Annotated in this window: 12 protein-coding genes; 7 read left to right on the plus strand and 5 right to left on the minus strand. The window is 47.4% G+C overall.

What is annotated here, in order from left to right; translation table 11 throughout:
• Positions 1-5 precede the first annotated feature (5 nt).
• Entirely contained in the window at positions 6-1,160 is a 1,155-nt protein-coding gene (locus K0H61_RS17000; RefSeq protein ID WP_220050635.1) for an efflux RND transporter periplasmic adaptor subunit, read from the minus strand.
• A 922-nt stretch (positions 1,161-2,082) separates the two neighbouring features.
• Positions 2,083-2,772 (minus strand): DNA-3-methyladenine glycosylase I, encoded by a 690-nt coding sequence (locus tag K0H61_RS17005; protein ID WP_220050636.1) that lies wholly within the window; start codon positions 2,770-2,772, stop codon positions 2,083-2,085.
• 206 nt (positions 2,773-2,978) lie between these two features.
• Between K0H61_RS17005 and K0H61_RS17010 the strand changes: the two genes are divergently transcribed.
• A complete protein-coding gene (locus K0H61_RS17010; RefSeq protein WP_220052800.1) occupies positions 2,979-3,626 on the plus strand; it encodes a glutathione S-transferase family protein in 648 nt (215 codons plus the stop codon).
• Between the two features lie 27 nt (positions 3,627-3,653).
• Here the strand turns inward: K0H61_RS17010 and K0H61_RS17015 are convergent, their stop codons facing one another.
• A complete protein-coding gene (locus K0H61_RS17015; protein ID WP_220050637.1) occupies positions 3,654-4,184 on the minus strand; it encodes a thioesterase family protein in 531 nt (176 codons plus the stop codon).
• A 129-nt stretch (positions 4,185-4,313) separates the two neighbouring features.
• Positions 4,314-6,353, minus strand: a complete 2,040-nt coding sequence (gene prlC / locus K0H61_RS17020) for an oligopeptidase A (protein ID WP_220050638.1) — start codon at positions 6,351-6,353, stop codon at positions 4,314-4,316.
• A 267-nt stretch (positions 6,354-6,620) separates the two neighbouring features.
• Here prlC and K0H61_RS17025 point away from each other — a divergent pair, with 267 nt between their 5' ends.
• The 4 genes from K0H61_RS17025 to K0H61_RS17040 all read left to right on the plus strand — a co-directional run bounded on the left by K0H61_RS17025 (position 6,621) and on the right by K0H61_RS17040 (position 10,692).
• The gene (locus K0H61_RS17025) at positions 6,621-7,421 is read left to right on the plus strand and encodes a hypothetical protein (RefSeq protein ID WP_220050639.1); all 801 of its coding nucleotides are present in this window, start codon (positions 6,621-6,623) and stop codon (positions 7,419-7,421) included.
• A gap of 109 nt (positions 7,422-7,530) precedes the next feature.
• Positions 7,531-8,109, plus strand: coding sequence for a hypothetical protein (locus K0H61_RS17030; RefSeq protein ID WP_220050640.1), 579 nt, complete (start codon positions 7,531-7,533; stop codon positions 8,107-8,109).
• Positions 8,110-8,241: 132 nt separating this feature from the next.
• The gene (gene gorA, locus K0H61_RS17035) at positions 8,242-9,597 is read left to right on the plus strand and encodes a glutathione-disulfide reductase (protein ID WP_220050641.1); all 1,356 of its coding nucleotides are present in this window, start codon (positions 8,242-8,244) and stop codon (positions 9,595-9,597) included.
• Between the two features lie 270 nt (positions 9,598-9,867).
• Positions 9,868-10,692 (plus strand): hypothetical protein, encoded by an 825-nt coding sequence (locus K0H61_RS17040; protein WP_220050642.1) that lies wholly within the window; start codon positions 9,868-9,870, stop codon positions 10,690-10,692.
• Positions 10,693-10,887: 195 nt separating this feature from the next.
• Here the strand turns inward: K0H61_RS17040 and K0H61_RS17045 are convergent, their stop codons facing one another.
• Positions 10,888-12,417 carry a DUF3612 domain-containing protein gene (locus K0H61_RS17045; protein WP_220050643.1) on the minus strand — a complete coding sequence of 510 codons (1,530 nt, stop codon included), beginning with the start codon at positions 12,415-12,417 and terminating at the stop codon, positions 10,888-10,890.
• Between the two features lie 117 nt (positions 12,418-12,534).
• On the opposite strand from K0H61_RS17045, the gene K0H61_RS17050 reads away from it, so the two are divergent.
• A complete protein-coding gene (locus tag K0H61_RS17050; protein ID WP_220050644.1) occupies positions 12,535-13,101 on the plus strand; it encodes an aldolase/citrate lyase/malate synthase family protein in 567 nt (188 codons plus the stop codon).
• Positions 13,102-13,467: 366 nt separating this feature from the next.
• On the plus strand, positions 13,468-14,418 hold the full coding sequence (locus K0H61_RS17055; protein WP_220050645.1) for a YeiH family protein: 951 nt from the start codon (positions 13,468-13,470) through the stop codon (positions 14,416-14,418).
• Positions 14,419-14,422 lie beyond the last annotated feature (4 nt).

A 14,422-nucleotide genomic window follows, 5' to 3' on the forward strand; every position in this document is an offset into this window, starting at 1 on the left:
CTGCCCTATTGTGCTGGGGTTTCTGAAATTACTTTTGGAGTGACGGGGGCTCCTGGACGGATTTTCTGTAGTCCTTCCACAATCAGCTTGTCACCAGCTTGCAGGCCTGAAGTCACACGCCATTGATGGTCAATCACTTCTGCCGTGGTGACGATTTTCGCTTCCACTAAGCCTTGGTCATTCACCACCATCGCTACCGCTTGTCCTTTAGCGTTACGGCTGATGGCCTTTTGTGGAACCAAAATCGCTTGAGGATCTGTACCCGTATTTAAGACCGCACGAACATACATGCCAGGTAGCAGAATGCCATCGGGGTTAGGGAATTCAGCACGCAAAATCACTGAACCTGTGTTTTCATCAACGCTCACTTCAGCAAACTGTAATTTACCCGTCTTGCTGTAAATGCTGCCATCTTCTAACACTAGTTGAACATCAGCATTTTCTGCGGCCTTGAGTTGTCCTTGCTGCAAACTGGCCTTGAGGCGCAATAACTGTGCACTCGATTGGGCGATATCCACATTGATAGGGTCAAGCTGTTGGATAGTCGCCAATGTTTGGCTTTGGTTAGCTGTGACTAGTGCACCAGCTGTAACACTCGATTTGCCGATACGACCGGAGATTGGCGCTAATACTTCAGTATATTCGAGATTGATTTTAGCAGTGTTAATCGCAGCTTCAGCTACAGTTACACTCGCCAACGCCTCTTTATAAGCAGCTTCGGCTTCGTCGAAATCCTGTTTACTGATAGCGTTAGTGGTTACCAGTTGCTGATAACGCGCAGCTTTTGCCTTAGCAGACGCTAAGATCGCGTTTGCTCTCGCTAAGTCAGCATTTGCACTCACCAAAGCAGCCTTATAGGTAGCAGAATCGATTTGATAGAGCGAATCGCCCTTTTTCACGTTACCGCCTTCAACAAAGCTACGCTTAGTCACAATACCGCTCACCTGTGGGCGTACCTCAGCTTCTAGATAAGCTTTGCTGCGACCAGGTAATTCCACTTGGATAACCTGAGGTTTAGCAACAACATTAATGATGCCAACTTCCATGCTCTGCGGACCCGCTGCGGCTCCAGCCGAAGCGGACTTTTCCTCACCGGGGCTACACGCTGTCATCCACAACGCCACGCTAATAATTGAGGCAAGTTTAATTGTCTGCCGCATGAGAACTCCTTTAAATATTAACATCCCCGTAATGCTCCTAATTTGGGCAGTACGGCCGTAAAAAACTTAAATCGAATCGGTCATTTATCGCATACGCCAATACGAACAACAATCAAGCTTAATAGACTAAAGTGTAAGCTAATGAAAATTTAACATTAACTGTTGCTGCTAACGTCACCGGATTGTTACGTTAATTGGAAATATGTTAATTATGGATAAGGTTGCGTAAGAAAGATAAATTCAAGCCACTAATCAGCCTAATCTATATCTCTCATGTTGCAAATTAGTGCTATTGCCAAACGATTTAAAATCGCAGAGGTTCACTAGGAGCAAAAATAAACAGGATGACGACTCGAATTTATTGACTAAACCCAAAAGTAATTCCAAATATACTTTTAAGCTACTAAGCCAAAACCACCGAAAAACGCTAAGGCAATTTCCCTTAATGTCATTCGATATTCAACTAGGTCATGTGAACCCTAAAGACTTAAACTGATAATGTAAAAGTCAGATTGATTACCTAACATCTCTCAACGCGAAAGGATTTGGAACCAATCCGTGGCAATAGGTACTCTCAACAAAAACAACAACCTTTGAGCAGGCTATTTTATGTTCTGGGAAATTTAAGGGCAAATCAGAAATCGTCTTTTACACCCCATTTTATGAAACTCAGCTTCCCACAAATCACAATTTCGTTATTTCATCTGTCGAAATGAAATAAGCAGATTATGGACTTCTTGTAAAAAGGAACATCAAACAACAATCACCATGCGAGCCTTTATTTAGTCTTCCAGAGCTTAGTCTAGGCAATATGAAATTGACTGACAGATCGACCCATTGAGAATTAATATTCGATGAAGAAGCAGCAAGATACCGATGCTGATCAGTTTTCGGCAATACTGCTTCAGAATTGATAGCAAAATTACAGACGATTATCGCCAACACTACAGGCCAAAATTCGACTAATATCAGCAAGGCAACGGCCCGACTCCTGCTGCCACTGATTGAACACCGCCTGCACTTGCTTCAAAGCGCTCTGGGAGGTAAATCCACTATCGACCAACTTATGTGCCTTAAAGTAACCCTGTAGATCATCGGTAAGCAAAAAGGTGTCTTTGCCTAAACCGCGCAGAAAATAAGGCCCAGTATTGCCGCCCAAGCGCGCACCGCGTTTCTTGAGAAGACTCCAAAGACCAATAATATCGCTCGTAGGCCAGTCAGCAATTAACTGGGCTAAACTGCCATGCTCCCTCGCAATATCGTGGATCATCAGGGCATTATCATAAATCGCTTGGGTTTTCTTTAGGTGACGAATGAGCTTAGTGTCACTCGCCCGCGCTTGAATTTGCTCAGGCGATAGCATCAACACCTTGTGCGGCGCGAAGTTAAAGAACGCCTTTTCGTATTCAGGCCATTTGTTATCAACAACCCGCCATACAAAGCCACATTGAAACACTCTTCGACTCATCAGCGAGAGCAGCTCGGCATCATCGTATTTGCGAATTTCGGCAGCGCTTAAACACCCTGGCAGTAATGCCTCAAGACCCTTATCGCCACCCTTGCGCTCGCTAGCCCTTTCATAAATGGATGAAAAGCTCTCTAACTGACTCATATTTTTACCTTTTCGTTTTTATGATTTAGCACTGATACATTTGCTGAACTTCGCTGAACCCATAACAGTTTAAACCGCATGGATGCTGATGTTGTGGGGATTTCGGTATTTCTTACCCCCTTTACTAAAATTGGGATATCAAGGGCCACGATAGGGTCTAAAGTTAAGGCGTATCATTGAAATGACCGAGGTTGAAATCCCCTGTTATGGAGCTTTTTTACCATCCTTTGTCCCGATATTCGCAGAAGGTATTACTCGCCCTCTACGAAAAACAAGCCAATTTCTATCCGCGGATCGTTGATCTGCGTGACCCTGTGGCTCGGGCGTCATTCCAAGAGTTTTACCCCCCAGCCAAATTACCATTACTCAAAACCCATGATGGCAACTTGATCCCCGAATCCAGCATTATTATCGAATACTTAGATACCCAATTTCACTTAGGCACGGAGCTACTACCAAGTTTGCCCGAACGCAACCTAGAGGTGCGTCTGCTGGACAGGGTTATTGATAATGAGATCAATAATCCCTTATTTCAATTAGAAAAACTAAAACAGGTTCCCGTTGGACACGAGTTTGAGATCAAGCAGCTTGAGAAGCAAATCCTAACGCAATTTCAGCATTTAGATACTCATTTAAGCCGTAATTACTGGCTCTGTGGTGACAGTTTTACCCTAGCAGATTGTGCGCTTATCCCTTGTTTATACTACGGTTTTGAGCAGATGAAACTGCTGGACTTGGACCAGCTGCTACGCTATTGGCAGCAGGCACAAATCCGTGGCGCATGGATGTTGGTACTCGAAGAGGTCCTGCTCTCTAAAATGGAAGAAGATACAGGAATAAGGAGCATCCCCTAGTCTGGGATGCTGTACTTAAGTGTGTCATTACATATTTCGTTCTTTCTTTAACTGTAAAAACGCCTTCCACTTCTCGACTTCTGGCGGCAACTCGGGAGATTCCCCCACATGTCCCGCCTCTTTCACTAATACATCAAGCGGCACTTGCTTACCCTTACATACAAACACCCCGCGGACATGGACAATGCAGTGTAGGCCGCGCTCACTGATAAAACGCTGCTCTATGTAGAAATACTTTTCATCCCAACCGACAATTTTGCTTTCGATTTCAAACTTTTTGAGCGGCTTAATATCGCGGATATAGGTAAACTCGGCGGCATTAACAATCGGCATCCATTTGAGTTTAACGAAACGCTTGAGCAATCCCATTTCGGCGAGCATATAGGTGCGAGCCAAGTCCATAAAGGCGGGATAACGGGAGTTTGTGAGGTGAAAATTGATATCGCAATCAAAGGGCAGTACGCGGTAATCGATGCGGCTAGTATCTAAAAAGCCGATATCGCGACAGTGGCGAGCACGCCAAAATAACAACCAAAACAAACGGAAATACAGATTCATAGCGAGTCGTCCTTAAAATGAGGGCAACAGGCTAACAAAGGTCAGACCAGAGGGCAAGCGAGAACTGGCTCACAAAAAAGGCGCCTAAGGCGCCCTTTATTGTTTAATGATTTGCTCTCGTGTATGGGCTTAAGCAGCAATACCCGAGTGACGCAGCAAGGCATCGATACTCGGCTCACGACCCATAAATTGCTTAAACAGTTCCATAGGTTCGGCGCTGCCGCCCATCTCTAGAATGTTGTTTAAGAAACTACGGCCAGTTTCCGGATTAAAGATGCCTTCCTCTTCAAAGCGTGAGAACGCATCAGCAGACAATACTTCGGCCCACTTATAACTGTAGTAACCCGCGGCATAGCCACCCGCGAAGATATGGGCAAAACCGTGTTGGAACCGGTTAAAGGCAGGCGGAGTTAACACTGCTACCTGACGACGCACTTCATCCAAGGTTTCTTGAATACGGCCACCCAATGCTGGGTCATACTCGTGGTGCATTCTAAAGTCGAACAGTGAGAACTCTAATTGGCGCAGCATCATCATGCCAGATTGGAAATTTTTCGCCGCTAATATCTTATCTAACAGCGCCTTAGGCAGTGGTTCACCGGTTTCATAGTGACCGGAGATTTCGGCTAATGCCTCCTCTTGCCAGCACCAGTTTTCCATAAATTGACTCGGTAATTCCACCGCATCCCAAGGCACGCCATTGATACCCGACACGCCAGCCACATCAATTTGAGTCAGCATATGGTGGATACCGTGGCCAAACTCGTGGAATAGAGTCGTCACTTCATCGTGTGTAAAAAGTGCGGGCTTGCCATCGACAGGACCATTGAAGTTACAGGTGAGATAAGCAACGGGTTTTTGTAAGCCATCAGGCGTGTGGCGGCGCACACGGCAATCATCCATCCAAGCGCCGCCACGTTTACCCGTGCGGGCATAGAGATCTAAATAGAAGCTGCCACGGTGCTCGCCAGTTTCATCGAAAATATCGAAAAAACGCACGTCTTTATGCCAACGGTCAAATTCGGTTTGCTCAACAATCTTGAGGCCAAACAGGCGCGATACTGTGTAGAACAGACCCGAAAGCACTTTATCTTCAGGGAAGTACGGACGCAGAATTTCCTGTGAAATCTCATATTTATGTTGCTGCAACTTCTCGGCATAAAAACTTAAGTCCCAGGACGCCATTTCGCTCACGCCAAAATGCTCCTTCGCAAAGGCCTTGAGTTCGGCAAGCTCAGCCTTAGCTTGCTCTTTGGAGCGCAGGGCTAACTCGTTTAAGAAGGAGATGACTTGAGCGGGAGTCTCAGCCATCTTGGTCGCCAGCGATTTATCGGCAAAGCTGTCGAAACCAAGTAACTGTGCCAGCTCGTGGCGCAGGGCTAGGATTTCATCCATCAGAGGGCTGTTATCGAACTCACCCGCATTTGGGCCTTGATCCGACGCGCGAGTCACGAACGCGCGGTAGCATTCTTCACGCAGGCTGCGGTTTTCGCTGTAGGTCATCACAGGTAAATAGGATGGGAAATCAAGCGTAAATAACCAACCTTCTAATTCACGGGCCTGTGCCATTGCTTTTGCTGCCGCCTTGGCAGAATCCGGTAAACCCGCAAGTTCCGCTTCGTCGGTAATTAACTTAGTCCACGCTTGAGTCGCATCGAGTAACTGGTTCGAGAACCCACTGGTTAACTCAGATAGGCGTTTGACGATTTCGCCATAACGCACTTTTTGCTCGGCATTAAGACCGATGCCAGACAGCTCAAAGTCGCGCAGGCTGTTATCGATAACCTTCTGTTGCGCTTGGCTTAATGTGTCGTACTCGCTCGATGCTCTAAGGGATTTATAGGCTTGATACAAACCTTCGTGTTGCCCTACATAGGTGCCGTATTCAGACAATAAAGGTAAGCAGGCATCGTGGGCCGCGCGCCATTCATCGGTGCTCGTCACCGAATTCATATGGGAAACAGGCGACCAAATCTGGCTTAGCTCGTCATCGACTTGCTCTAGCGGTGCCACTAAATTTGCCCACGTAAACGGGCCTTTGTTTTGCAGCACTTCGTCGATTTTAGCGCGGCACTGAGCAATACCATGCTCAACGGCAACTTGAATATGTTCAGGTTTTATCTGGGAAAAAGGGGGTAATTTTGCGCCGTTTAGCAAAGGGTTGCTCATAATGATTCCTCTTCAATCTGTGTAGCTAATAAATAAGGGCTCAAGGGCGATTTATCAAGGCGGGAAAACCGATTGCACTCTTCGACACCTTTCCTATTGGCATTCAGTAGAGAAAAAAGTGAAACCGATCGCAATTCAAATCAATCACATTAAGCCGCTGTTATTGTTGCCGCGCCGATCGCAAATCGAAGTAATTCTCATTAAGGATTTATCGCGCATAGCTTAATATTTCAGCATGTAAGGCAGTGGCTCAACAGTACAACATCTATGGCAACTAACACGCTTCATTCATCGGTTCTCGGCTTAAGCCTTTTTGCCCTTCTCTTCTGCAATCAAGCATTACCTGCAAGTGAGAACTTGTCCCCAACCGAAGGCGCCTCAAACACTCTGCCTTCGCAGCAGGAACAGCTTAATGATGCTGCTTGGGCCATCGACTGGGAGCTAGGCTGGGACAGTAAATACGTATCGCAGGGGCGCAATAATCTTGACGATGGCGGCATTTATTGGATGAACACGGCAGTGGAGTTCGGCAATCTGACGGCCTATGCACTCGTTGGTCGCGGCGATAATCAAAACTACACAGAGTGGAATCTAGGCTTGGAATTTGGATTTAATCTAACGGAAAACCTAGAAACCACAGTGGGATATCAACGTATTGAAGTGACAGGAGATTATCGCTGTTGGGATAATGAGATTTTTGCAGAGTTAGCTTATACCACAACACCTTGGCTCGTGCCCTCGGTCAGCTATGTCTATTCCACCGAAATGGCGGGTTACTTTGTGGAGTTAAGCCTACACAGCGATTGGGAACTCAGTGAAAAACTAAGTGTTGCACCATATATTTCCCAAGGGTTTGATTTTAAATACCGCACCAAAGAGCATGATGGTCGTGACCATTTGCAGTTTGGCCTCGAAGCCAGCTACGCCTTCAGTGACAGCATCAACCTCACAGGCCATATCAGCCATAGCGTTGCCCTGCGGGATATCGAACTCGAGGCCGAGGCCAATGGCGATAGGCGCAATCAAAATCAAAGCTTTGCAGGGATTAATATCAATTTGGGCTTCTAACGAGTTGGTTTGAAAGTCTGTTTGTTAAATGCGGCGGCGCTGACTAGACTCAATAGGCTGCTGGAGCGGCGTGATAGCAATTAGTGTTCGATGGGATAAGGAACAGGGAATGTTAACCTTACATCTGTGGCGGCAACGCCTAGCAATCATATTATTCACCTTTATTTGGTTAGCCGTTTTTAGCGTTCAATCATTAGCGAATCAGCCAAAGCTTGAATCCCTGACCCAATCCTCAAACGTTCAACGCTCAGCCTCCCAAACCACAGATTCTCAGTCCAAAGCGAAAGCACTGCCACTCGGCACCCTGCTCGATAGCGACGGCAATCCCATTGGCATGCCAGAAGAACGCAGTGCACTGAATTATTCTTCCCTAACCGTCGATACCCCTGAAGCCACGACGAAAAAAGCCAAAGACAACACCTCAACAAAATCGCCCAAGAAGAAAGCCAAAAAGCCTAGCCGCAAGCAGCAATTAGCCAGTCGCGAGCATATAGCGAACGACCCAAGTTGTCGCTGGCTCGACGCTAGAATGGATCAGCTAGAAGGACAAATAAGCACTAAGGCGAGCGCAGCCGCTCAATATCAAAGCGACGAACTTAATGTCAGGCAGCAGGAATGGCGCTGCCTCAAATGCGGCGCCGAAGGGCCAGAAAGGGATGATTATTACCGCTGCCAGTATCGACGCTAACTAATGTGTTATTTTGCATGTCATTATCCCATTAGCCCTATCGATGTAATTGACTGGTTTGCGACCTCAATCCAACCTACAATGGCCTTCTGCTGAAAAGCACCCCATTCTTAGAGTTAGACGGAGAAATTCATGGCTCAACATTATGACTATATCTGCCTTGGCGCAGGCAGTGGTGGTATCGCTTCCGCAAACCGAGCGGCTATTCGCGGTGCTAAGGTACTCCTCATTGAAGCTAAACAGGTTGGCGGTACTTGTGTGAACGTGGGTTGTGTTCCCAAAAAAGTAATGTGGTACGGCGCGCACATCGCTGAAGCCATGAACCTATACGCTAAAGATTATGGTTTCGACGTGAGCATTAACAAGTTCGACTGGAACACCTTAGTCGCCAGCCGTGAAGCCTATATCGGCCGCATCCACGAAGCCTATGGTCGTGGTTTTACCAATAATAATGTCACTCTGCTCAATGGTTATGGCCGCTTCGTCGATGGCAACACCATCGAAGTGAATGGCGAGCATTACACCGCCGATCATATTCTTATCGCCACCGGCGGCGCACCGACCATTCCTGATATTCCAGGTGCTGAATATGGTATCGACTCTGACGGGTTCTTTGCCCTGCGCGAACAGCCAAAACGCGTTGCCGTGGTCGGCGCGGGTTATATCGCGGTTGAAGTGGCAGGCGTACTGCATGCACTAGGCAGCGAAACCCACTTATTTGTCCGTAAACATGCGCCGCTGCGTAACTTCGATCCAATGCTTATCGATGCGCTAGTCGACGCGATGAAAACCGAAGGCCCAACGCTGCATACCAACAGCATTCCTCAATCTGTAGTGAAAAATGCCGACGACAGCCTGACGCTTAACCTCGAAAACGGCGAGCGCGTGACGGTTGATTGCCTGATTTGGGCCATTGGCCGCTCACCCGCAACTGGCAATATCGGTTTAGAAAACACTGATGTGAAGCTCGACAGCAAAGGTTATGTCATCACAGATGCGCAGCAAAATACTACCCACAAGGGCATTTATTGCGTAGGCGATATTATGGCGGGCGGCGTTGAACTGACTCCTGTTGCAGTTAAGGCTGGTCGTTTATTGTCTGAACGTCTGTTCAATGGCATGAGCGAAGCTAAGATGGACTACAGCCAAATCCCAACCGTGGTTTTCAGCCATCCACCTATCGGTACTATGGGATTAACTGAGCCAGAAGCCCGCGAGCAATTTGGCGACGACAATGTGAAGATTTACACCTCAACCTTCACCTCAATGTATACGGCTGTCACTAGCCATCGCCAAGCCTGTAAGATGAAACTCGTTTGCGCAGGCAAAGACGAGAAAGTCGTGGGTATTCATGGCATTGGTTTTGGTATGGATGAAATCCTCCAAGGTTTCGGTGTGGCAATGAAGATGGGCGCAACTAAGGCTGATTTCGATGCCGTTGTTGCTATTCATCCAACGGGCGCCGAAGAGTTTGTGACTATGCGCTAAGCGCAAGCTTCAATCCTCAAGTCATATCTAAAGGCCAGAATTATCTGGCCTTTTTATTTTCCACTCCGATTAGCCACTCCCCAAATTCTGTCCATACTTAGGCAAAGCTAGGCCTTGGCGAATATAAATACCGCCAGTGGATTGATGTATACAACCCAGGATGGATTTAACACCCCTTGCAAAGCGTTATGCTCAATTCATCCGCTAATGGATTGTAGAACCGGAATCACCACCCGAGTTAATGCCTACTCATTAATCGATGAGGTTTTTATGAAGTCACATTACCTAATTGCCGCCAGTCTTGCGCTTTTGCCCCTTTCCGCCGTATTCGCTGAAGAGGCAGCTATTGCGCAGGCCAGCGAAAATGCCAAAGATGGACCCAAGGATATGTCGGATCCCTTAGCCATCTACACTCAAGTGGGCTTTGGGGTCACTGACAAGGGGCTTAACTTAAAAATGGGTCAGGCCTACGATACAGGTGAGCCAACCACCGCAGGGATGAATGTGTTCGAAATGAAAGGAATTTTCGGTGAAACGTTAGGGTGGCGTGGGGAAAACGGCGCCTCTAACTCCATCGATTCGTTCCGCTTCCGTAACTTCACCGCCAATCTGACCAATGGCCGCGCTGCGCAAATTGATTTCAGTTACAACATGAATCCGAATGTAGTCGCCCAAGATAGCGCCGACCTATCCTACAGCTTTATCCAAGCCCTGCCCGCCTTTGGCCGTTTTAGTCTTTATCCATTGGCGGGTGTTGGGGTGTCGATTGGTAAGGATGCCCTCGAAGACGACGGCACTATCGATAGCGGTTATTCCACCATGGGGGTTTATGGCCTTATCGGCATGTACAGTAAGTTCACCATTACTGACAAAATCTGGATTAACTATAATCCCTTTTGGCTCACAACCATAGCAGGCTCAGACACTTACACCGACAACTACTATGGTTTTGGCAACAGTCATATCCTGACCCATGAGCTAGCCCTGAGTTACCAAATCAATCCACGGATGAACCTTCGTTACTTCGCCAACTTCAACGAGAACGTCGACTTTATGGACGGCGACCATAGAATCGAATTTAACTACCAGCTGTAATCCGCTTATCGAACGCTAGAAAACAAAAGCCCCAAGGCGTATAACCTTGGGGCTTTTTGTTAGCTTCAGTGAAATAATTAAGCACTTACTTACCTGTGACTCGCTGCGAGACGCTGCCTGTAGACTTGACAGCGACATCCATATAGCCAACGGTTACTTACATGCAAGCACTTAATCTCGGCAGCGATGCATCAACTACTCAGCATCACATTGTGATTTCCCCGATTTATAACAGCTTGGCTGGCGTGGGCACACGGCGCCGCGGGAGCAAATCAACCGGGCATCGTTTTTAATCCCTCGCTCAATCCAATTTATATTCAATATCTTAGCCACACTGACTAAGTCATTTTTCACATGCTTAGGGATCGCGACTGAGCCGCCCGCTGACACGCAAGCCGCCTTAAGATCGTTGGCAATACTTAAGGCATCCTTACCCTGCGCCTCCATGGCCGGATTCAAGTCGATGCCAGCACAAAGTACATGGGGGTTACCCGCCGAATCTTCGACCTTAATCGACTCGCAGCAGTAAATTCGCGGCTCGTTACCAACATTAAGGATAGAAATTTGCGCCGAAGTGCCGACCGTCGGCTCGCTTATCATCCTAAATACCGCCCAATGCTGGCAGGGGTCTTCCACTAAGCGCATATTGCCCCACGGCAGTGGAATACCATTGCCACGGTACACCGCCTTTAACTTACCCGGTGCGTAGGCATCGAAATAATGCCAGTGGGGATAAGGTGATACGACAGTCATCCGGCGCATAGCCACCGAGGCCGAAACCTGTAGCTGCTTATGGACTTCAATTTCATAACCGTGACGATCCAATAACTGTCGATAAGGCACCCTAGGGCATAGGAGCGCACCTGCGAAAAAACTCGACTCAAAGTCACGCCATGCATGCAAAATATCCTGCGCGTTCAGCGTGTTGGATTGCATCGTGACCTCTTCGTCCATCTCTAGCTTACGGCCAGAAATCATCACGCTCTTGAGGCCATCCTTATTGTGCAAAACACAGTGACCTATGTGCGCCGCTAAGTCGTATTTGAGGCGATTGGGTCTGTTTTTAAGGATTTTATTCACATAGATAGTGCTTGGCGGCTCGAAGAAGGAGGTCACCAACTGACGTGAACTAATGCCACGCTCATCGATGACTTCCTGGGGAGTGCTATCTATCCACTTGATTTTTAGACCCACACCCTTGGCGATATCGAGCATTTCGTCGAGGGAAAGCGGCATGCGCTTCTGACCAACCTCTTCGGCTGCACGTTCTAAATCGGGGAAATGATTTTGATGATGTTCCTGATGAGCGCGAATGAGTAAATGGGCGAACTGCCGACCCGATATCCCAGTTTGTGACAGCATCTCAGGTATCGCAATTTGCAAAATATCATTAGAAAACAAAAAGCTTGGTTCTAGAGCCATGCCGCTTATCCCACCACGACGCCCCTTGTCGGGGGTAATGGCGCTCTCTTCGGGGGCGTCATCTAGAAACCAATCGACCTCTTTTTGAAAAACGGCGGCAATCACAGCCAACATTTCTGCACTCGGCACTCGTTTCCCACGTTCGATCATCGACAAATATGACACAGAAGGGGCGCTGTTTGCATCGACACGAATACAGCGTGCCGATAAATCCTCCATGGTTAAATTGTTACGTTTCCGTAGGTTACGAATTTTAGTCCCTAGGAAATGTGATTTTCTCATCAAGCTCTGGTCATTGCGCATTTTGTAAAATTCACATTGTAAAATTTTTATTGTGAAATTGTAGTGAAAAAGCGACTAGACTACAAATCAAGCAATCAAAGCTCTCATTTTTAATCAGTACGAGTAGGGGAAACAGCGATGAATATGTCAATTATCAATAGCGAACGGATCCAACAAAATCTAACCAGCTTCATCGCAGAAGAAGTACTCGCTGTCGCCCAAGTCAAAGGTGCAGAACAGGAGATGCTGACCCATGCGAAACAATTTCTGGATCGTCATTTTCCACTGAATGAGGGTTCACACCAGAACGTCACCAGCTATGTGGTTTACTACCAACACCTGCTAGCCTTCTTTGAAGATGGCAGCCATAGCGGCCTCGCGCAACCTAAGCAATTTGTTGCCTTTAACGGCACCAAAGATTCACCCACTGCACTGGTATTGAGAGATCAAGGTTGCCATGTGGAATTGTGTTTCGACCGCAGCGGCATGATTGGCGCCCGTAATCTGGCTCATTTGGATGACGTACAGATTATTGAAGCAGCAAAGAAAACCCAAGAGTGCCGCAGGCTGAGTTTGTTACACACTGAAACACCAAGTGCCAATGACACGCCAGATAGATTCTTTACTGCCAAAGATGGCAGCGTATACGACCTGCAAAACTCTGATCCACAGAACTATGATCTGCAAAGCATAGTTAATCTGTAGGCTAAAGACTTCTTGGGGAGAAGCACGGGGAGTAGTATGCGGGGGAGTGGATTTATCGACTCCCCCGCATTTCTTTACTGTGTCATCAAACCCAAACTTAAAGCACCGAGCCCATTGCCCTATGATTTTGCCCTAAAGGTGAACGAGACCCGATAGAAGTGTTAGCACATCTTAAGATTCAACAAAACTTACCCATAAAATAAGATAAATTGATTTTATTGAATGTCGTCCCCAAGGCTATAATGCCCGCCTCAGTCAATTTGCTAGCTTGAATCCTAGGTTATTGAGTTGCCAACCAATGTGCTTGGCACGATAGGAGTTGAAAACTGCGAATCGGCAAACTTAATCGTTTAGGCAAAAGGCGTTATGAATTTTTCTTCGACACTCTCGCTGTTTAAAAATCGCCAACATCTTATTTTTATCAGTGCCGCACTGTTATGCCTTGCGCCTTTTATGTCATCCCCCATGGCATTAGTGCTCGGTTTTACCCTAGCGAGTCTTGGTTGGGTCCCTAGCCAATGGGACTTAAGCGCCTTCACCAAAAAGCTGTTGTCCTATTCAATTATCGGCCTTGGATTTGGCATCAACTTAGATGCAGCCATCGAAGCCAGCAGCAATAATTTGGGGCTGATTATCGGCTCGATTATCTTCACCTTATTACTGGGTTGGATACTGACTAAGGCATTGAAATTTGACCCTACTACCGGACATTTAATTGCTTCAGGCACCGCCATCTGTGGCGGCAGCGCCATCGCGGCCGTCGCCCCTGCCATTAACGCCCGCTCGGATCAAACTGCGACTGCACTGGCCTGCGTTTTTGTGCTCAATTCGGTAGCGCTATTCCTGTTTCCCGCCCTCGGACAATTACTCAATATGAGCCAATACGAGTTCGGGGTATGGAGTGCCATTGCCATTCACGACACATCATCTGTGGTCGGTGCCGCTTCGGCCTACGGTGATGAAGCACTTAAAACTGCCACCACCATTAAACTGGCGCGGGCACTGTGGATTATCCCTATCGCGCTCATTAGCGCCATGCTGTTTGGCGGCAATAAGCGCAAAATGAGCATTCCCTACTTTATTGGATTCTATTGCTTAGCGATTGCTACGGCCTATGTGTTACCGCAATTCCAAGGCGTGTATGACACCCTATTTATGATGTCAAAACGCACCTTAGTGCTGTGTCTTTTCTTGATCGGTGCAGGGATTACGGTGCAGAAGATGCGAGCAAGCGGCCCTAAACCTTTGCTGCTCGGGGTGATGCTATGGGCGGCAATCGCCAGCTCATCCTTAGGCTATATTCTGTATTTTCAGTAGATTG

Origin of the sequence: Shewanella acanthi, assembly GCF_019457475.1 — a bacterium.
In the GTDB taxonomy this organism is placed as follows: domain Bacteria; phylum Pseudomonadota; class Gammaproteobacteria; order Enterobacterales; family Shewanellaceae; genus Shewanella; species Shewanella acanthi.